Raw genomic sequence first — 19,065 nt, forward strand, 5'->3', positions numbered from 1 at the left:
GGGAAGAGCCGTTCCGGCTGACTATTTTGGGAGACGCCGTTGGTTGAGCGGACCATGGAGAGTATCAAGATCCCTATTGCGGAGATCTACGTCCCTGCGAAGCGCAAGAGCACCTTGAAGCCCGAGCAGGTCGACGCCCTCGCGGAGAGCATCATGGAGGAAGGGCTGAAAATGCCGATCTCCGTACGCAAGGGCAACGGGCGCTATGTCCTGCAGGAAGGCCTGCACCGCCTGGAGGCCTGCCGCGCCCTGGGCGAAGAGACCATCGACAGCATCATCGTCCGCGCCCGCCAGCACTAGGCCCGGCCAGCAGGATCACTTCATCACCGGGTAGACCAGCCACTCCTGCGTGCCGACCAGCACCGCCTCGTCAGCCGGCTGCAGCTTGTTCACGCGCATGATGGCGTGCAGCGACTCCACATATTCGTGGCCACGCTCGGAGTAGGAGGTCAAGCTCTCCGCCAGCTCCCAACCGGACAGATCCTCCTGCTTGACGCGCATGGCAGCGCGACGCTCACGCAAGTCCTTATAGGCGTCGTTGCTGTTGATGTTCAGCAGATAGGCCTCCACCGACTCCAAAGGCGTGTCGAAAGCGGCAATGCGGTAATCGCCCAGGCCCTCGCGCTGCTCCTTCGGCTTGATCCCCTTGCCACCCCAGGTCCATTGCCCGAAGAGCGCATTGCCCTCGGCCGCGAAGCGCGACGTGCCCCAGCCGCTTTCCTCCGCACCCTGGGCCAGGACCAGAGATACCGGCACGGCGTCGACCCGCTCTAGAAGCTTGGCCAGAGCCACATCGTCGAGGTCGCCGTCGACTTTGTAGCGTTGCGCCAGTTCCCGCAGCCAGGCGGCAGCATCGCTATCGATCTCGTTTGTCTCAATCAGCATCCGCAAGCGCTCGCGGTCTTCGAGAATCTTTTCGTTGGCCCGCAGCACCAGAGGCCCTAGCGCCCGGAAGAAAATACGCTTCTTGTGGATCACCTCGATGTTCTGGCTGCTGACCCGCCAGTTCTTGCCGACGGCCATGAGGTAGACCCGCGGAACGTCGCGGATGCCCTGTTCCCAGGCCTGCGGCGTGTAGTTCAGCTTTTCGAAGAAGGCGAGAAGTTCCTCGGGGCTGCTGACCTCGACACGCTCCTGCGCTGCGGCCGGCGCAGCGAGGCAGAGGGCCAGCGCAAAGACCGCCCCCAGCGCCAACCCGGCCCGGTGCCGGGTGAAAAGCGCGGCAAAGATAGGGCCTTTAGCGCTATCAGATGGTCTTTGCTCAACAGACATGCCCGCTCTCCCTCGTCGCGAGTTCCCCGAACGGCTACCACCTGAAGTTAGTCTAGGCGAAGTCCGGCCTTTAGCGAACGGGAATCGGCGCCGACGGCGCCGGACAAGGGATTGCGAGGGTCTTGGCGGGGTTCACGCGACGCGGTCGACCGGCTCCTTGCCGGCGAAGATGGCGTCCAGGTTGTCGAGGGCGCGAAAGCCCATGCCGTCGCGGGTCTCCAGCGTGGCGCTGCCGATATGCGGCAGGCCGAAGACGTTGTCGAGCTTGCGGTACTCGGGGTGGATGTCCGTCGGCTCGCCGTTGAAGACGTCGAGGCCGGCCGCGGCGACGTGGCCGGACTTCAGCGCCGCGATCAGTGCCTCGTCGTCGATCACGGCGCCCCGCGCGGTGTTGACGACGATGGCGCCCTTGGGCAGCAGAGCGATGCGCTCGGCATTCAGCAGGCCGGTCGTCTCCGGCGTTGCCGGGCAGTGCAGCGACAGCACGTCGCAGTGGGGCAGCAGCTCTTCGATGGTGGCGTGGTAGCTGGCGCCCAGCGCGGCCTCCGTCCCGGCATCCAGTCGGCTGCGCTTGGTGTAGTGCACCGCCATGTCGAAGCCGCGGGCGCGCTTGGCGGTGACCTGGCCGACACGGCCCATGCCGATGACGCCGAAGCGCTTGCCGGTGACCTGGGTGCCAACCATGAACTTGGGGCTCCAGTCCTTCCAGCCGGCCTCGCGCACCAGGGCGACGCCCTCCGTCGCCCGCCGCGCCGCACCGAGCATGCAGAGGATCGCGATCTCCGCGGTGGCGTCGCTCAGCACGTCGGGGGTGTTGGTGACGATGATCCCGCGCCGCTTCGCCGCTTCGGTGTCGACGTGGTCGTAGCCGACCGAGAAGTTGGCGATGGCCTTCACCCGGTCCGACAGCCGCCCGATCACCTCGGCGGTCAGCTTCTCGGAATGGCAGGGCAGGATGGCGTCGGCCCCGGCCGAGATCTCGACCAGCTCGTCGGCCGTATAGAGCCTGTCGTCGGGATTGAGGATGGCCTCGTAGTCCCGCACCAGCCGCGCCTCCACGGCCTCCGGCAGCTTGCGCGTCGCGAAGACGACCGGCTTGTCACCCATGATTTCCTCCCCCAGCAGAGTGTCGGTTTGTTTGGCGCATGAAAGCAGGCCGCCCGGCAAATGACAAACCGGCCCGGCCAATGTTTTCCGAGGGCAGCGGCTAGAGCAGACCCCACTGGCCGATGGCGATGCCGTAGACGATGGAGCCGCCGACCATCAGGGTGATGGCGCCGACCGCCGCCTGCAGGCCGCGGTTGGCCCAGGTGAAGAGCCGCGCGGTGTAGCTGAGCGGCACCGCCATGACGGCCGAGAGGATGGCCATGCCGAGGATCGAGCCGAGGCCGAACAGCAGGATATAGGCCAGCGCCAAGGGCACCGATTCGACCGAGCCGAGCGCCAGCAGCACCAGGGCGGCGGAGCCGGCCAGGCCGTGCACCATGCCGACCGCCAGGCTGCGCAGCGGCAGGCCCTTGGGGTGGGCGTGCTCATGGCGCTGCGGATCGTGCTTTTCTTCGCGCACGTGCTTGTGGGCGTGCAGGTGCATGACGCCGTCGGCGTGGCGGTGGAGGTGGAAGTGAACGCGCTCCCGCCACAGGCGGTGCAGCAGGGTGGCGCCGAGGACCAGCAGCATGACGCCGACCACGAACTCCAGGCCCTGGGCCCAGCTCTCCGGGATGGCTTCGCCCAGGTAGACCACCAGGCCGCCCAGCAGCAGCAGGGTCACCGTGTGGCCCAGCCCCCAGACGGCGCCGTGACGCACCGCCGTGCGCAGTTTGCGGGTGTCGGCGGCGATGCTGGCCACGGCGGCCACGTGGTCGGCCTCGAAAGCATGTTGCAGGCCGATGAGGAAGCCGAGGAAAAGCGCAGAAATCATCGTTGTCGGTCCTTCACCAAAACACAGCTGTCCGGGCGGCCCGGGTCACGTGGAGGGGCCGCAATCGTCGATCTCTGCCAAGGGGATAACGCCCGTGATGTCCGCAGGTTCTGGCGCGCGGTTGGCCATAGTATTGGCCAAGCCGGGCGAACTGCCAAGCCAGAAGGCGACACCTACTGCAGCACGGCCGCCAGGCCGGCGATTTCCCCGGCGGCGAAACCCAGCAGAACCGGCAGCGGCAGGGCGCAGGCCAGGCGCCGCAGGGTCGCCGCGCGGCCGGTGATGGAGAGCTCCCAGACCAGGGTCCGGTTCAGGTTGTAGAGGCTCCAGGCGGTGACGAAGGCCACGATCTGCGGGGTGCCGCCGCCGACCTCCAGGGCCGCGCCGCCCACCGCGAAGGCCAGCATGGGCCCGCCGGGCGTCGCCGCGCCCAGGGCGCTGGCGATCAGCAGGCCCAGAACGCCGGTGTCGCCGCCGACCACCGCCGCCACGGCCTCGGGCGGCACCAGGGCGGCGATGAAGCCGGCGCCCAGCACCGCGCAGAAGATGCGCGGGGCGACCAGGCGGGCCTGCACCAAGGCCAATTGCAGCGAGCGGTGGAAGCTGCCGTCGTGGCGCTGCCAGGCACTGCGCCCCAGGACCAGGACCGCACCGTAGAGCAGCAGGCTGGCGATGACGATGTTCACTCGCCGCCTCCCCGTTCGCTTTGGGCATTCTTGGCCTCTTTCCCGGCAGCGGCCGCAGCCGCAAAGATCAGCCGGGCAGCCAAGCCCAGCAGCAGCGGCACCGCGAGGCTGAGCCCGTAGCGCAGGAAAACGAAGTCGTGGCCGAAGAACGACATCTCCCACACCAGGGTGCGGTTGAGGTTGAGCAGCGCCCAGCCGGTGAGGAAGGCCGTGGTGGTGCCGATGTCCGCCCCGGCGCCGCGCAGCGCCACGGTCAGGGGGAAGGCCATCATCGGCCCGCCGGGCAGCAGCGCCCCGGCGAGGCCCGCGAGCACCAGGCCGCGCAGGCCGGAGCGCGCGCCCATCCAGCGCGCCACCTTGTCCTGCGGCAGCAGCACCGTCAGCAGCCCGGCCAGCAGCACGCCGCCGATGACTTTCGGCGCGATGGACAGCAGCAGCGTCAGGTCGCCGCCGAGAACCGAAAAGAAGATCTCCGGCCCCTTGACGACATAGCAGGCCGTCCCGGCCACCACCGCGACCAGGGCGACAATCAGCAGGCCGACGTCACCCTTCGGGCGACGCGCCGTGGTGAGCAGATCCGGCACGCTTTCGCTCCAGCAGGCTTTCCACGCCGGAGAAGGCGAAGAAGGAAGGCCCCGAGCCTACCACCAGGCTCTCCGCTGGCACCAGTGACGCCGCCGCTACACTGTCATGACTCCGTTGCAGGCCGGCGCGGCGGGCGAAGGTCAGCGCGCCTCGGCGAGCAATGTCATGATGTGGTCGTAGAGCCGATCGTCCTGTTCGGCGGCCTTGGTAATGGCGTTGTACTGACGCAGGGTGAGGCCCTGGGCCTCGATCTCGCCGATCATCTCGTCGGTCGCCTGGCGGGTCAGGCTCTCGATCTCCTCGGCCGTCTCGGCCTGGGTGAGCCTCGGCTGCCAGGCATTGTCCACCGCCTGGACCTTCAGAACCGCAGTTGCATAGGCCTGCAGCGTCTCCGCGCTGAAGCCGCCGACCTCGGCCGCCTTTTCGGCTTGGGCGATCTGCGCAGGCCCAAGCGGCTGGGCCCGCGCGGCCTGGCCCGGCAGCAGCCCGGCCGCCAGGGCGAACGGCAGGGCCACAACCGCAAGGCCCCGGGCCAAGGAGAGACGTGAGGAATAGCGGCGGGCAAGGGGGAGGAACCTCGGCATGCTGGACCCTTTCTTTGCCTGGGAGGGCGGGACGGCGGAAGCCGGCGGCTGCCGCGCAGATACCCCATCGACCGGCCTTGTCCCCGGCTATTCCGCGGCCCCGATCCGACGCGCCGCAAATGACACATCCTGTGATTGTCACAGAGGAGCGGTTGCCAGCCCTCCCGCTCTGTGGTCCGATCTAATCAAAACAATAATTCACCCGACAGTAGCAGCCGATGGGAGAGCTTAGATGGGTTTCCGCCTGCCAGCCGCCGCGCTTTGCGCCCTCGCCTTCGTCCTGATCTGGCCGCTCGCGCCCTCGGATGCCAAGGCGGCGACCCTGGAGCGGGTCGCCGAGAACGGCGTCATCAAACTCGGCTTTCGCGAAGATGCCGCGCCCTTCTCCTACCTGACGAAGGACAACAAGGTGGCCGGTTATTCCGTCGCCCTCTGCGAGGCTGTGGCCGGCGCCGTGCGCAACCACCTGAAGCGCGACGACATCAAGGTGGAGCTGGTGCCGGTCACGGCGGAAAGCCGCTTCATCGACCTGGAGGCGGGCCGCGTCGATCTGCTGTGCGGCGCCGACACGGTGACCCTGGAGCGACGCCAGCGGGTCGACTTCAGCCTGCTGACCTTCGTCACCGGCTCCAGCGTGCTCTACCGCAAGGACGGCCCCGCCGACTTCGTCGCTTTGGCCGGCCAGAAGGTCGGGGTGCGCGGCGGCACCACCACGGAGGCGGGCCTGAAACGGGCGCTGAGCGATGCCGGCATCGCCGCCCAGGTGGTGGCGCTCGACAGCCACGAGGCAGGCCGCAGCGCCCTGGAGGCCAAAGAGATCTCCGCCTACTTCGCCGACCGCGCCATCCTCATCATGCTCGCCGCCGGCGCCGAGAAACCGCAGGACCTGGCGCTGTCGCAGCGCTTCTTCTCCTACGAACCCTATGCCCTGGCCCTGCAGCGCGGCGACAGCGACTTCCGCCTGCTGGTCGACACGACCCTGGTGCGGCTTTACCGCTCCCAGGCTGTGGGCAAGATCTATCAGGGAACCTTCGGCAACGTGCCGATGAGCGATCTGCTGCGCGCGGTCTTCATCGTGCAGGCGCTGCCGGAATAACTCTTAGCGCGTGATGAAGAGGTCGCCCGCCGCGCGGCGTTCCTCCCAGCCGCGGCGGACCAGTTCCGGGTCGTCGTGCTCTTCCTCGGGATAGCCGAGACAGAGGTAGGCGACGAGGCGCCAGCTTTCCAGCACCTCCAGGTCGCGGCACAGAGCCTCGGCGTCGAGGATCGACACCCAGCCGAGGCCGATACCGGCGGCGCGGGCCGCCAGCCACAGGGTATGCACCGCGCAGACGGTCGAGTACTGCAGGGTCTCCGGCATGGTGCGGCGGCCCAGGCCGTGGCCCTGCTCGGGCGCGCTCTCGCAGAAGACGGCGAGCTGTTCCGGCGCGTCATCCAGGCCGGAGAGCTTGAGGCGCGCATAGAGCGCCGCGCGGGATCCGGAATAGTCGGCCAGCGCCTCGGCGTTGGCGGCCTCGAAGTTGGCCCGCACCAGCGCGCGCCGCTCGGGGCTGGCCACACGCACGAAGCGCCAGGGCTGGCTGAGGCCGACGCTGGGGGCCAGCTCGGCAAGGCCCAGCAGGCGTTCCAGCATGCCCGGCGGCAGCGCGTCGCGGTGAAAGCGGCGCACGTCGCGCCGCCACACCAGCAGCGCCTCCAACTCGGCCTGGAAGGCCGGCCCGAAGACCGGTGCGCCCTCCTGCGGCGGATTTTCCCCTCTCGGCGATTCGGCAGTCATGGGCGGCACTATCGTGCCGCGGCACCGCCGGCTGCAAGCACGGGTTTGCCCCTGCAGGGCCCGGGTGAACAGAGGGTCTGGAAAAACAACCAATTGTGAAGAGACACAGGCGCTTGAGGGGCTTATCCTCTAAACGAATCGATAAGGTCTCGGCTCCCTTGCGGCCGGCGACCGGTGATGGCGTCGCGCCAAGGAGCGGCCGGGCCACCCCCAGGAGCCCAGGGCGAAAGCCCGAAGAGGTTCCGACCGGTGACACGTGAGGGAAAGCTATGGATACCATTCGCAACCCCATTGAGTGGGGCATGGACAAGCTGCGGGAAGCCGGCACCGCCATGGAGACGGCCGGCGGCTCCATCCACGGAGTCAACAGCCTGGCCCCCGTGCACCCCGCCGTGCGGCGCATCGCGCTTGCCGATCTGCGCGACGCCCTCAAGAAAGGCGTCGACGACTTCGCGGCTTACCGCACCGACGTCATCTTCCTCTGCATCATCTACCCGGTGATCAGCGTGGTGCTGATCCAGACCGTCTTCCACCAGGGCATGCTGCCGCTGTTGTTCCCGCTGGCCGCCGGCTTCGCGCTGGTCGGTCCTATCGCCGCCATCGGACTTTACGAGATGAGCCGGCGGCGCGAGCGCGGCCTTGAGGCAAGCTGGGTCAGCGCCTTCGCCATGATACGCGCGCCCTCCTTCGGGCCGGTCCTGGTGCTGTCCGTGATCCTGGTGCTGCTGTTCCTGCTGTGGCTGAGCGCCGCGCAGGTGATCTATATGGTGACCCTGGGACCGGAGCCGCCGGTCTCGCTGACCGCCTTCGCCTCCGACGTGCTGACCACCGAGGCCGGCTGGACCATGATCGTCCTCGGCATGGGCGTCGGCGGCATCTTCGCCGTCGTGGTGCTGACCATCAGCGTGGTGTCCTTCCCGCTGCTGATCGACCGCCCGGTGGGTGTCGCCATCGCCGTCGGCACCTCGCTGCGCGCCGTCGCCGCCAACCCCGGCCCGATGGCCGCCTGGGGCGTGATCGTGGCGGTCGGCCTGTTCATCGGCTCGATCCCCGCCTTCCTGGGGCTGGTCATCGTGCTGCCGGTGCTGGGCCACGCGACCTGGCACATCTACCGCAAGGTCGTGGCGGATTGAGGGAGAGCGCCTAGACGGCGAGCTTTGAGCCGCGGCCGTTCCGTCGCAGCAACTCGAGGCCCGCGGCGGTGACGCAGACCTGCGGATCCTTTGAGCCATCCTGCTTGCGTTCGACAAGGCCCCTGTCGACCGCGTCTTCCCACACCGGCAGGCGCGGGCAGGAGGTGCGCCAGGCCTCCATCACTTCCGAATAGGGCCGCGGCTGTGCGGCGATCCATTCCACGAGGTCGAGGATCAGGGGTTCGTGTTCTTCAGCCATATCGGAACTCCCGGAACGAAGCGGCGAAGGAGTCTAGCACCGCGGGCGGCGGAGAACCATGTCGCCAAGCCTCCCTAAATCGGGGCTTCCGCCAAGTCAGGCGAAAAGACGGTGAGGAACTCGATCGACAGCGGGAAGATGATCCAGGAGAGGATGAAGAACACACAGAAGGCGGCGAAAGAGCGCCCGCGCCCGACCTCCGCCAGGGCCCGGAAAGCGCCCCAGACCACGATCATCCAGGCGAGGTCCAACAGGACATAGATCACGAAGGCGGCGAGGATCGACAGGCTCTGCGCCAGAAAACCCGGGTTATCCAGAAAGAACGCATCCTGCGCGGCCAGATCTTCCGGAGGGATCGCCTCCAGTTCCTCCAGCAAGGCCATTGTTTCGGGAAGGGGATGCAGGATCATGAGAACGGCGAAGGCCAGAAAGACCTGCAGCACGGCGCCGATGCTGATGAAGTAGAGAAAAGCGAGCAGGACCCGGCGCAGCGGCGGACGGGCGCCGACGACCAGCCAGCTCAGCTGCAGGGCCGCGAGCGTCAGGCCGAAGAACAGCACCGCGTAGGCGGCGATGAAGGCGATGAGGCGCCCCAGTTCCTGGTCCGCCGGCAGAATGAGGATGCCGACCGCGTTGACCACCATGGCCACGATCACAAAGAAGGAAAAGGCGCGCGCGAGGTTTTCGGAATTGTAGACCGAGGCGCTGCCCAGGAAGGTCTTGGGGCCGCTGGCGAAGTCGATGAAGTCCTCCAGGAACTGGCGCGACCTCGCCATGAGGAACGCTCTGGCGTCCTTCACAAGTGCTTCCATTTCCCGCCCCTCTCGATGCTTCCCCCGGCCGCCCTTTTGGGGCACCTCCCACCGACAAGGCCTAAGGTCATGAGAATAGACACATCCGCCAGGGCGGCAAAACGCACCGAAGGTTGCAGGCCGAGCCTCTCCTCCCCGGCGTCCTGGCCTCGTGGGTGCCTGTCGGTGGGATAGCGGCGGCAGGAATTATTGGCGGTTTCCTGCCGCTTTGCGCCAATTTATGTGCAATGCAACATAACTTCCCTTGACTTCGGTCCTAGAAAAGCGCATTTAGCTCCCAACGATCTCCCGCGATCGCGCGAAAGGCTGCCTTCTGGCGTTTGGGCCTCTCATCGCGGGAACCATCTCCCAAGAAAATTTCCGTTTGCTCCAGGTGCGCGTGGATGACGGCAACGCGCTCCCCGGCGTTTTTGCCTGCCTGAACCGCAGCGCGCCCGGCGCAGAAGGACTCTATTCGTGAATACCGTTACCGATACCAATACCGATACTTCCAATAACACCCCGGCCTTTGCCGACCTCGGCCTGGCCGGGCCCCTGCTGCGCGCCCTGACCGCCGCGGGCTACACCACCCCGACGCCGATCCAGGCGCAGTCCATCCCGATGCTGCTGAAGGGCCACGACATGCTGGGCCTGGCACAGACCGGCACCGGCAAGACCGCCGCCTTCGCATTGCCGATCCTGCATCACCTGGCCGCCGAGAAGGCGCATGTGGCACCGAAATCGGTGCGCGCCCTGATCCTGGCGCCGACCCGCGAGCTGGCCGTGCAGATCGGCGACTCGTTCAAGACCTATGGCCGCGACCTGCGCCTGCGCCACGCCGTCATCCTGGGCGGCGTCTCCCAGGGCCCGCAGGTGCGCTCCCTGTCGCGCGGCGTCGACATCCTGATCGCCACGCCGGGCCGCCTCATGGACCTGCTGAACCAGCGCCATCTGCGCCTCGACAAGGTGAGCCATCTGGTGCTCGACGAGGCCGACCGCATGCTGGACATGGGCTTCATCCGCGACGTGCGCAAGATCGTCGCCGCCCTGCCGAAGCAGCGCCAGTCGCTGCTGTTCTCCGCCACCATGCCCGGCGAGGTGGCCAAGCTGGCCGCCGAACTGCTGCACAATCCCGAGCGCGTCGAGGTGACGCCGCAGAAGGTCGCCGTCGAGCGCATCGCCCAGTCGGTGCACCATGTCATGACGCCGGACAAGCGCCCGCTGCTGGAGAGCCTGCTGCAGGATCCGGCGCTGGCCCGCGTCATCGTCTTCACCCGCACCAAGCACCGCGCCAACCGCGTGGCCGAGCAGTTGGATAAGGCCGGCATCTCCGCCGACGCCATCCACGGCAACAAGTCGCAGAACGCCCGTCAGAAAGCCCTGGACGCCTTCCGCAAGGGCAAGGCAAGGGTGCTGGTCGCCACCGACATCGCCGCACGCGGCATCGACGTCTCGGGCGTCACCCACGTCATCAACTACGAACTGCCCAACGAGCCGGAGAGCTACGTCCACCGCATCGGCCGCACCGCGCGCGCCGGGGCCGAGGGCGCGGCGATCTCCTTCTGCGACTCCAGCGAGCGCGCCTATCTGCGCGACATCGAGCGCCTGATCAAGCAGCGCATGGAAGTCGTGGGCGAGGCGCCGGCCAACGACGACTACGCCCGCGAGCGTCCCGGCAGGAAGCAAGGCTCCCGCAACCAGGGCCCCCGCAAGCAGAGCCGCGGAAGCCGCCCTGGCCGTAAGCCGGCCGGCGCGAAGTCCGAAGGGCAGGCGCAGGGCGAGAAGAAGATTGCCAAGAAGCGCAGCTACAAGGGCCTCGCTTCCGGCGGTGCCGCCAAGAAGAACGGCGAAGCCAACGGCAACTCCAAGGGGGGCCAGCGGCCCTTCAAGGGCCAGCGCCGGGGCAAGCCCGGCGGCGGCAACAGCGGCGGCCAGGGGCGTTCCCACGCCGCCTGATCCCGCCTCCCCAAGACCAGGAAATTCCGAAGGCCCCTTCTTTCAGGGGCCTTCGTCGTTTTCGCCCCCGATTTTCTCCGGCGCGCTTAACCATGCTCCGCCAGGGCCCGCGCGGCTTTGCCGACAACGCCGCACGCCGACGGCCCAGAGCGTTTGCGCAGGCCGGATTCCCCGATAAAATCGATCCTACGACCCGGGCAGCGGGGCCAACCCGCCGGACAAGCCCGGGCGTGACAGGGACGACAGTTTTCGGGGAAAACCAAGGGCCATGCCTGCATCTCGCCTCTTCGCCGCGGCGGCCTTCAGCGCCGTGCTTCTGCCTGCGGCAGCGCAGGCGGCGGCGCCGGCACCCTGCAGCGAAGGCGGCCGCTCGCTCGCCCTGGGCCACTACGACCACGCCATCGCCAGCCTGAGCGACTGCCTGGCACGGGAGGACCTCGCCCCGGAGCAGCGCATCGCCGCCCTGTCGGACCGAGGCGACGCCTACATCGAGAGCGATGCCTACGAGGCGGCCGCCGACGACTACGCCCGCGCGCTGGAGATCGGCGGCGCGGACGTCGAGCTGCGGCTGGCGCTCGGCCGCGCGCAGTTCTATGGCGCTGAGGCCGAAACCGCCCTCGACGCCTTCGACCGGGTCGTCGCGCTGGATCCGGAGAACGCGGAGGCGCACTACTTCCGCGGCCTGGCACTGCGCGAAACCGGGGATCTGCGCGGCGCGGTCCTGGCCCTGTCGCAGTCCATCGCGATCGATGCGGACTCGCCCAACGCCTTCTACTACCGGGCCGGCACCTTCGCCGAGCTGGGCCGCCTCGACGCCGCCGTCGCCGACTACGACAAGGCCATCGAGCTCAATCCCTTCGACGGCTGGGCCTTCATCGGCCGCGGCGACATCTTCATGGACCAGGACCTCTACGAGCGCGCGGTCACGGACTTCGAACAGATGGTCCTGATCGAGCCGCAGAGCGTCGTCGGCTTCAGCCGGCGCGCCGGCGCGCTTATCGAACTGCGGCGCTTCGACGAAGCCCTCCACGACATTAAGAAGACCATGGAGCTCGACCCTGCGAGGGCCGAGCCCTTCATCCAACGCGGCATGGTCTTCATGGACCAGGGCGACTTCGAGAGCGCCGACGCGGATTTCCAGGAAGCCATCCGCCGCGAGCCGAAGAACGCCTGGGCCTACAACAACCGCGGCAACAACCTGTTCCACCAGGGCCGCTACAAGGATGCCGTTCCGGTTTTCGACGTCGCCCTGGCCATCGATCCCGACTACGGCATCGCCTACTACAACCGCGGCCTCGCCCATGCCCGGCTGGGTGACTACAAGACCGCGCTGGGCGACTTCGACGCCGCGGTCCTACGCCTGCCAGGCGACGCGCCGGCGCTCTACATGCGCGGCCGGGCGCACTACTTCACCGGCGCTCCGGCGGCGGCGGAGGCGGACTTCACCCGCGCCCTCACCCTGGCGCCGCGCTATGCTGAGGCCTACGTCGCGCGCGGCCTGCTACGCCACGACCGGCGGGACGTGACGGCCGCTCTCGCGGACTACGAGCAGGCCCTGACCCTCCAACCGGGCATGGCCTGGGCCCTCAATCACAAGGGCCGCGCCCTGATCGACCTGGGGCGCTACCGCGAAGCCGTCGCATCGCTCGACGCCGCCGCGGCCGCGGCGCCCGACTACGACGTGGCGCTCTATCACCTGGGCAATGCCTACTTCCTGCTGGGCGATTACGAGCGGGCGCTGGACAGCTACACCGCCGCCGTCACCCTGGACCCGCGCGACAAGGATTTCCTGCTGCAGCGCGGGCGCACATTGGCCGCCCTGACGCGCTACGAGGCGGCGCTCAAAGATCTCGACGCCGTCATCGACCTCGACCCGGACGACATCGATGCCTTCGTCTACCGTGGCCAGATCCACAGCGACCAGGACCACTTCACCCGCGCGCTGGCCGACTTCGACTACGCGGTGATGCTGGCGCCGAAGAGTCCCTGGGCGCTGAACAACCGCGGCCTCGCCTATGCCGACAGCGGTGACTACGCCGCGGCGATCGTCGACTACTCCGCCGCCATCGAGCGCGACAAGAGCTACTACGCCGCCTACCACAACCGCGGCCTGGCCTATCACGAGGTCCGCGCGCTCGCCGAGGCACTGGAAGATTTCAACCAGGCCGCCAAGCTGCAGCCGCAGGACGCCGAGGTGCTCTTCGCGCGCGCCGACGTACACTACGATCTGGGCGCCTACCAGGAAGCCATCGACGACTACAGCGCCGGCCTGCGCCTGCTGCCCGGCGACATCTGGGCGCATTGGTCGCGCGGCCTGTCCTTCGCCCAGCTCAGCCAGGCCTCCTCGGCGCGCCAGGACCTCGACAGGGCCCTGGAACTGAGCAGCGAGGAGGACCGCCGCCAGCTGCTGCGAGATACCTGCAGCGAACTCCTAAGCCAGGGCAGCATGGCCCTCTCCCTCAGCTACTGCAGCCAGCAGGCGACGCAGTAGGTCGCATCCAGCCAGTCTAAAAACGGCAGAAATCGGTGTAATCCGATTGATTCCGCGCTTTCTTCATTCGGCCCTCGGTTAAGCTAAATGAAACCAAAAATTGTTTTCATCCACCCTGGCTCTACCAGAAACGCCAGGGAAGCGATTCATGTCCAGGTCGCCACTTATCGCCGGGGTCTTCATTTGTGCCCTGGGCCTCGCCGCAGCCCTCTTCGCCCCGCTGGAGCTAGTCGGCGGGTTCTTCTACGCGCGTGACGATCGGCCGCTGGTACTGCCCAGCAGCGAGTTGCCGCGCAAGGAAGCCGTGATCGCCTTGCTGCGGGAACGGCGCTACGACGAGCTGGAAAAGACCTACCGCCTGACCTTGGCGGCAGACCAGCAGAGCGCCACCGATACGCTTGACCGCTTCGACGCTTTCGCCTACGCGGACCCGCAACTGGAGGATTTCCTCGACGGCTGGATTGCCGAGCAGCAGTCGTCGGCGCTGCCCTTGCTTGCCCGCGGCGCCTACTTCCTGCACCTCGCCTACGTGGTGCGCGGCGAGGGCTTCCGCTCCGAGACCAGCCGCGGCCAGTTCGAGGAGATGCGGAAGTACATGGACCTGGCCGGCGGAGACTTTCAGCGCGCCATGGAGATCGGGCCGCCGTCGGTCGCCGCCTTCCAGGGCATGATCGATATCGCCATCACCACCGGAAAGCGGCGAGACGCCGCCGTCATGCTGGAGCGGGCGCTGGCCGCGACGGACAACCCCTTGCCGCTCCACATCACTTTCATGCGCGCGCTGGAGCCAAACTGGGGTGGTTCCCGCGGCGCGAGCTCGGACTACTGGCACCAGCTGCGCCTTGGCGGCACGCTGCGGCGCTCGGACGAGTTCCTCGACTTCTTCGGCATCCTCCTCAAAGCCGAGGAAGCCTGCGGCAGAAACGACTGCGAAAGCGCCGTGGCCTACTACGAGGATGCATTGGATGTGCTGCCGAACCGCAAAGGAATGTATGGGCACGCGCGCGCCTTGGCCGGGCTGAAGCGGCACGAAGAAGCGCTGGACGTGCTTGAGGCGGGCCTGCAACGCGACCCGGACCAGGCGGCCCACTATGAACTCAAGGCGGCTATCCTTGCTGCCATGGGGCGGCGGGAACAGGCGGCAACCACCATGCGCGACGCTCTGAAGCTCGATCCCTACAACCCTCAAAGATTGATGATCAGTGACAAAATCTTGAGTGAACTGGTGAGAGCCAAGGAAGAGAGCGGCGATACTGCAGCCGCCGAGCGCTACCGGCAGCAGGAGTATCGCGACGTGGAGCGGGCGACAATCTACGGTGCCTCGCGCGCTGACGTTCAACTGGCCTGGGCGCGAGCGATCCTGGGCAACGGAGGTTCACGCGAACGCGCCTACGCGGTCTTTGAACAAGCGATTAAACTGGCGCCAGATGACCCGGAATACGTCCTCGGCTACGCCAATGCTCTGAATGCCGTGAAGGAGTGTCGCGCGCTGAAGGTCTACCAACAGTTCGACAGGACCTGCCGCAGGACCGGGACATGCCACAAATACCACAGCGTTGAACTCTTCACTGGCGAACTGAAAGCACGTTGCGACAAGTCCGATGCGGCACGGCGTAAGCGCATGACACCCGATATCCTGGCGGCGATGGAAAGTTGCAGAGAAGACTACGAGAGCACCAGTGCGAGCGCTGCCCTGGCGCAATGCACACAGAAGGCGGAAGCCGGCGACGCTGCAGCGGCCTTCGACCTGGGTGTGATCTACTCAAGAGGCTTCGGGGTCGATTTCGACGAAAGTACCGGGCTGCGCTGGCTGGAGACCGCCGCCGGACGCGGCCACCGGTTGGCCAAGTTTCTCCTGGGCCACGGCATCTACGAAGGAGTCGGCACCGAGGCGGACCCGGTCCGGGGGCGACGCCTGATTCATGAGGCTGCCGACGCGGGCGAGATCAACGCCATGTTCGAACTCGGCATGATCTACCACCTCGGCAAACACGATGACCAGGATATGCAGGAGTCGCGGCGCTGGTTCGTTCGGGCGGCCGACCATGGAAGCGAACACGCGCAGCAGGCGCTCAAGCGATTCTTCGGCGAGGACCACGTCAGCCGCTAGGCCCGCTGTGGTCCCACCGCGGGCGTCGCCAGCGGCCCGGCGAGCTGCTCCAGCACGCGCGGGTCGCGATAGTACAGCAGATGCGTCTGGCCGGTGATCCGCTGGGGCCAGGGCGCCTCGAAGTTCAGGTTGCGGCTCATCCCCTCCCCAAAACTCTCGCGGTGGCCGGTGACGGCGCCGCAGAGCCAGTCACTGGGTGAGAAGAAGTCGATCCAGGTGGCGAGGCGCTGCGGCTTCAACATCTCGCGCCGCTCCCCCTCCAGCCAGGCCGAACGGTAGCGCAGCACGGTGATGGGCGAGCCCATGGAGACCAGCGACAGGCGCCTCAGGTCCGCTTCGTGGGGCCAGTCGGCCAGGATGTCCGTGGCGATCACCGTGCCGAAGCTGTGCGCCACCACCACCACTTCGTCGTAGCCGGCCGCCAGCACCGCCTCCAGCGTGCCGTGGACGCGCTTGCGCACCCGGTCGCGCAGGCCGACGCCGCTGTCGTCCACGCGGTTCTCGAAGTAGTCCTTGATGAAGCGGGCCAACAGCACCAGGGCGTCGACCTGCAGCATGGCCAGCAGGAAGGGCAGGACCGCCCACCAGACGTTGGCGGCGAGCCAGCCGGTCGTGCGCCCGAAGAGCGCCACCAGATCGCTGACCAGCGGCAGGCCCTTCAGCTCCTCGGGCACCACGCCGCCCGGGGCCACCGCCTGGCCGACCAGGACCGCCAGCATGACGTACCAGGCGATCAGCGTCAGCCCGCCCATGATGAGGCCGATGGCGATCATGGAGGATCCGCCGCGCAGGGAGCTGACCACCGCGCGCCAGGAGCCCAGGCTGAACACCCAGTAACCGACCAGCTCCAGCCCTTTCATCAGCTTCGACCAGGGCGGCAGCTCGGCCTGCTCCGGGATCATGTCCGCCCAGTAGGCCTCGAAGACGTCGAGGCTGGCGAAGGGCGGCGCTTCGGCTTCGCCCCCCTGCCCCGCCGCTACGCCGCGCAACGGCTCCAGAAGCAGGCGCTGACCGGTCTCGCCGCCCGCGCTGACTTCCTCGCCGCGCCGCAGCGGGTGCTGCTCCACGGTTTCCAGGTTGGCGATGAGGATGTCGCGGCGGCGAAACCGCTCCTCGCGCATCATGCCGGGAATCAAGATGAGGGCCCGGCGTCGTTCTGTCGCCGGCCTCACGGTCGTGCTGCTGTCGCTCATGCTCTCCCCCGGTCGTTTCAAGCGGCAAGGACAGGGGACAGCATACAACAGGCCCGCCACGGAGCCGAAGCCTTAGCGGCGGCGGTCTGCCGCCCTGGGCCTCAGGCGGAGCGCTTGACCGCGCCCTTGGTCTCGGTGATCAGGCGGTAGCTTTCCGGCTCCCGGTGCAGGGCGAAATTGAAGATGTTGTCCTGGATCTCGCGGCAGCGGTCCAGGTCGCAGTCGGCGATCACGACCTCGTCCTCCAGGGTCGCGCACTGGGCGACAATCTCGCCGGTCGGCGCGATGATGCAGCTGCCGCCGATCAGGTCGCAGCCTTCCTCCTTGCCCGCCTTGGCCACGCCGACGACCCAGGTGCCGTTCTGGTAGGCGCCGGCCTGCATGACCAGGTGGTTATGGAAGTCCTGCAGGTGGTCGTGCTCGGGCGCCGGGGGATAGTGGACCGGGGTGTTGTAGCCCAGGCTCACCAGCTCCACGCCCTGCAGGCCCATGACCCGGAAGGTCTCCGGCCAGCGCCGGTCGTTGCAGATGCACATGCCCATGCGCCCGCCGAAGGCCTCGAAGACCGGGAAGCCCAGGTCGCCGGGCTCGAAGTAGCGCTTCTCCAGGTGCTGGAAGGGCCGCCAGGGCTCGTTCTCGCGGTGGCCGGGCAGATGCACCTTGCGGTACTTGCCGGCGATCCGTCCCTTGGCGTCCACCAGGATCGAGGTGTTGAAGTGATGGCCGTCCGGCGTCAGCTCGGCATAGCCGAGGTTGAAGCCGATCTCCAGCTCGGCCGCCAGGTCGAAGAGCGGGCGCACCGCGGCGTTGGGCATCTCCCGCTCGAAAAAGACATCGACCTCCGCCTGCTCCTCGAAGTACCAGCGCGGAAAGAAAGTGGTCAGCGCCAGCTCCGGAAAGATCACCAGACCCGCGCCCTTGGCCTTGGCCTCGCGCAGCATGGCGGAAAGGCGCGCCACGGCGGACTGGCGCGGTTCGTCGCGGGCGATGGGGCCCAGCTGGGCGGCGGCTACGGTGAGGATACGGGACATCTTCTTTCGGCTTGGTGGTCTGTTAATGCGATGCGGCGGAGAGCATGACCTGCAGCAGGACGTTGGCCCCGGCGGCGATCTCCGCCGGCGCGGTGTATTCCCTGACATTGTGGCTGATGCCGTCCTTTGAAGGGACGAAGATCATGGCGGTGGGACAGTTGGGCGCGAACATCTGGGCGTCGTGGCCGGCGCCCGAGGGCATGCGCTTCACCGAGCAGCCCAGGCCGGCGGCGGTCTCCGCCACCAGGTCGATCATTTCCGGGTCGAAGTCGACGGGCTCGAAGCGCGCCAGGGGCCGGGCGGTGATCTCGACACCCTCGGCCTGCGCCAGTTCGCGCAGCTTTTCGGCCATCATCCCCTCGGCCTGCTGCAGCTTGGCCTCGTCGGTGTTGCGCAGGTCGACCGTCACCTTGGCGCGCCGCGCGATGACGTTCACAAGATTGGGCTCCAGCTCGATGACGCCCACGGTGGCGACCTGGTCGCCGCCCATGTCGCGGGCGATCTGCCGCGCCGTGGTGGCGATGGCCGCGGCGACATAGCCCGCGTCGTGGCGCAGGCGCATGGGGGTCGTGCCGGCGTGGTTGGAGGTGCCGGCGATGGTGTATTCGGTCCAGGAGATGCCCTGCACGCCGGTGACGGCGCCGATCTCGACGCCCTCCTCTTCCAGCACCGGGCCCTGCTCCACGTGCAGCTCGAAGAAGGCCTTTGCGCGGAAGCCGCCGACCGGCGCCTCGCCGGCATAGCCGATCTGCGCCAGGTCGTCGCCCACCATGGTGCCGTCGATGCCCCGGGTCGCGAGGCAGTCGTCCAGGGAGAGCGCGCCCTGGTGCACGCCGCTGCCCATCATGTCGGGGGCGAAGCGCGCGCCTTCCTCGTTGGTGAAGAAGCCGACAGCCAGCGGATGGCGGGTCGTCACCCCAGCGTCGTTCAGGGACTCGACGACCTCCAGCCCGGCGAGGACGCCCAGGTTGCCGTCGTAGAGCCCGCCGGTGGCCACGGTATCGATGTGGGAGCCGGTCATGACCGGCGGTCCGTCGGTCTCGCCCGGGCGCAGGCCGACCACGTTGCCGATGCGGTCGACGGTGACCTGCAGACCCAGCTCGCGCATCCAGCCGACGACGAGGTCGCGGCCGGCCTTGTCCTCGCCGGTGAGCGCCAGGCGGCAGACACCGCCGCCCTCCAGGGCGCCGACCTGCCCCAGGCGCTGAATGCGGTCCATCAGGCGGTCGAGGTCGATGCGCAGATTGCTCATAACGTCTCTTGTTCGCTTGCCCGC

General features: G+C 67.7%; 18 protein-coding genes. 6 read left to right on the top strand and 12 right to left on the bottom strand.

Annotated features, from left to right (window positions below; translation table 11 throughout):
* Window positions 1-54: 54 nt before the first annotated feature.
* Window positions 55-300 carry a ParB N-terminal domain-containing protein gene (locus H7X47_RS09775; protein ID WP_193368468.1) on the top strand — a complete coding sequence of 82 codons (246 nt, stop codon included), beginning with the start codon at window positions 55-57 and terminating at the stop codon, window positions 298-300.
* Window positions 301-315: 15 nt separating this feature from the next.
* Here the strand turns inward: H7X47_RS09775 and H7X47_RS09780 are convergent, their stop codons facing one another.
* From H7X47_RS09780 to H7X47_RS09805, 6 genes are all read right to left on the bottom strand, one after another.
* Window positions 316-1,272, bottom strand: coding sequence for a glucosaminidase domain-containing protein (locus H7X47_RS09780; RefSeq protein ID WP_193368469.1), 957 nt, complete (start codon window positions 1,270-1,272; stop codon window positions 316-318).
* Window positions 1,273-1,404: 132 nt separating this feature from the next.
* On the bottom strand, window positions 1,405-2,379 hold the full coding sequence (locus H7X47_RS09785) for a 2-hydroxyacid dehydrogenase (protein WP_193368470.1): 975 nt from the start codon (window positions 2,377-2,379) through the stop codon (window positions 1,405-1,407).
* A 100-nt stretch (window positions 2,380-2,479) separates the two neighbouring features.
* Entirely contained in the window at window positions 2,480-3,193 is a 714-nt protein-coding gene (locus tag H7X47_RS09790; protein WP_193368471.1) for a HoxN/HupN/NixA family nickel/cobalt transporter, read from the bottom strand.
* Window positions 3,194-3,366: 173 nt separating this feature from the next.
* Window positions 3,367-3,879, bottom strand: a complete 513-nt coding sequence (locus tag H7X47_RS09795) for a hypothetical protein (protein ID WP_193368472.1) — start codon at window positions 3,877-3,879, stop codon at window positions 3,367-3,369.
* Complete coding sequence (locus H7X47_RS09800; RefSeq protein ID WP_193368473.1) at window positions 3,876-4,463, bottom strand: permease; 588 nt, start codon at window positions 4,461-4,463, stop codon at window positions 3,876-3,878. Before H7X47_RS09800 ends, H7X47_RS09795 begins: the two co-directional genes overlap by 4 nt.
* 141 nt (window positions 4,464-4,604) lie before the next feature.
* Window positions 4,605-5,048, bottom strand: a complete 444-nt coding sequence (locus tag H7X47_RS09805; RefSeq protein ID WP_193368474.1) for a DUF4168 domain-containing protein — start codon at window positions 5,046-5,048, stop codon at window positions 4,605-4,607.
* Window positions 5,049-5,280: 232 nt separating this feature from the next.
* Here H7X47_RS09805 and H7X47_RS09810 point away from each other — a divergent pair, with 232 nt between their 5' ends.
* Window positions 5,281-6,144 carry an amino acid ABC transporter substrate-binding protein gene (locus H7X47_RS09810; protein WP_193368475.1) on the top strand — a complete coding sequence of 288 codons (864 nt, stop codon included), beginning with the start codon at window positions 5,281-5,283 and terminating at the stop codon, window positions 6,142-6,144.
* 3 nt (window positions 6,145-6,147) lie between these two features.
* Here the strand turns inward: H7X47_RS09810 and bluB are convergent, their stop codons facing one another.
* A complete protein-coding gene (gene bluB / locus H7X47_RS09815; protein ID WP_193368476.1) occupies window positions 6,148-6,825 on the bottom strand; it encodes a 5,6-dimethylbenzimidazole synthase in 678 nt (225 codons plus the stop codon).
* A 269-nt stretch (window positions 6,826-7,094) separates the two neighbouring features.
* On the opposite strand from bluB, the gene H7X47_RS09820 reads away from it, so the two are divergent.
* Window positions 7,095-7,958 (top strand): DUF2189 domain-containing protein, encoded by an 864-nt coding sequence (locus H7X47_RS09820; RefSeq protein ID WP_193368477.1) that lies wholly within the window; start codon window positions 7,095-7,097, stop codon window positions 7,956-7,958.
* 10 nt (window positions 7,959-7,968) lie between these two features.
* On the opposite strand, the gene H7X47_RS09825 is transcribed toward H7X47_RS09820, so the two are convergent.
* Both H7X47_RS09825 and H7X47_RS09830 read right to left on the bottom strand, forming a co-directional pair.
* The gene (locus H7X47_RS09825; RefSeq protein ID WP_193368478.1) at window positions 7,969-8,217 is read right to left on the bottom strand and encodes a hypothetical protein; all 249 of its coding nucleotides are present in this window, start codon (window positions 8,215-8,217) and stop codon (window positions 7,969-7,971) included.
* Window positions 8,218-8,291: 74 nt separating this feature from the next.
* Window positions 8,292-9,029, bottom strand: a complete 738-nt coding sequence (locus H7X47_RS09830) for a hypothetical protein (protein ID WP_193368479.1) — start codon at window positions 9,027-9,029, stop codon at window positions 8,292-8,294.
* A gap of 456 nt (window positions 9,030-9,485) precedes the next feature.
* Here H7X47_RS09830 and H7X47_RS09835 point away from each other — a divergent pair, with 456 nt between their 5' ends.
* The 3 genes from H7X47_RS09835 (at window position 9,486) to H7X47_RS09845 (ending at window position 15,565) form a co-directional block, all read left to right on the top strand.
* Window positions 9,486-10,964, top strand: coding sequence for a DEAD/DEAH box helicase (locus H7X47_RS09835; protein ID WP_193368480.1), 1,479 nt, complete (start codon window positions 9,486-9,488; stop codon window positions 10,962-10,964).
* Between the two features lie 268 nt (window positions 10,965-11,232).
* Complete coding sequence (locus H7X47_RS09840) at window positions 11,233-13,455, top strand: tetratricopeptide repeat protein (protein ID WP_193368481.1); 2,223 nt, start codon at window positions 11,233-11,235, stop codon at window positions 13,453-13,455.
* 148 nt (window positions 13,456-13,603) lie between these two features.
* Window positions 13,604-15,565 (top strand): DUF4034 domain-containing protein, encoded by a 1,962-nt coding sequence (locus H7X47_RS09845; RefSeq protein WP_193368482.1) that lies wholly within the window; start codon window positions 13,604-13,606, stop codon window positions 15,563-15,565.
* Here the strand turns inward: H7X47_RS09845 and H7X47_RS09850 are convergent.
* From H7X47_RS09850 to H7X47_RS09860, 3 genes are all read right to left on the bottom strand, one after another.
* Window positions 15,562-16,758: a hypothetical protein gene (locus H7X47_RS09850; RefSeq protein WP_193368483.1), complete on the bottom strand. Its 1,197-nt coding sequence runs from the start codon at window positions 16,756-16,758 to the stop codon at window positions 15,562-15,564. The two genes, H7X47_RS09845 and H7X47_RS09850, sit on opposite strands and share 4 nt — an antisense overlap.
* A gap of 101 nt (window positions 16,759-16,859) precedes the next feature.
* Window positions 16,860-17,789 (bottom strand): N-carbamoyl-D-amino-acid hydrolase, encoded by a 930-nt coding sequence (locus tag H7X47_RS09855; RefSeq protein ID WP_193368484.1) that lies wholly within the window; start codon window positions 17,787-17,789, stop codon window positions 16,860-16,862.
* A gap of 22 nt (window positions 17,790-17,811) precedes the next feature.
* On the bottom strand, window positions 17,812-19,041 hold the full coding sequence (locus H7X47_RS09860) for a Zn-dependent hydrolase (RefSeq protein ID WP_193368485.1): 1,230 nt from the start codon (window positions 19,039-19,041) through the stop codon (window positions 17,812-17,814).
* Window positions 19,042-19,065: the final 24 nt, after the last annotated feature.

The sequence above is a fragment of the Pelagibius marinus genome, assembly GCF_014925385.1.
In the GTDB taxonomy this organism is placed as follows: domain Bacteria; phylum Pseudomonadota; class Alphaproteobacteria; order Kiloniellales; family Kiloniellaceae; genus Pelagibius; species Pelagibius marinus.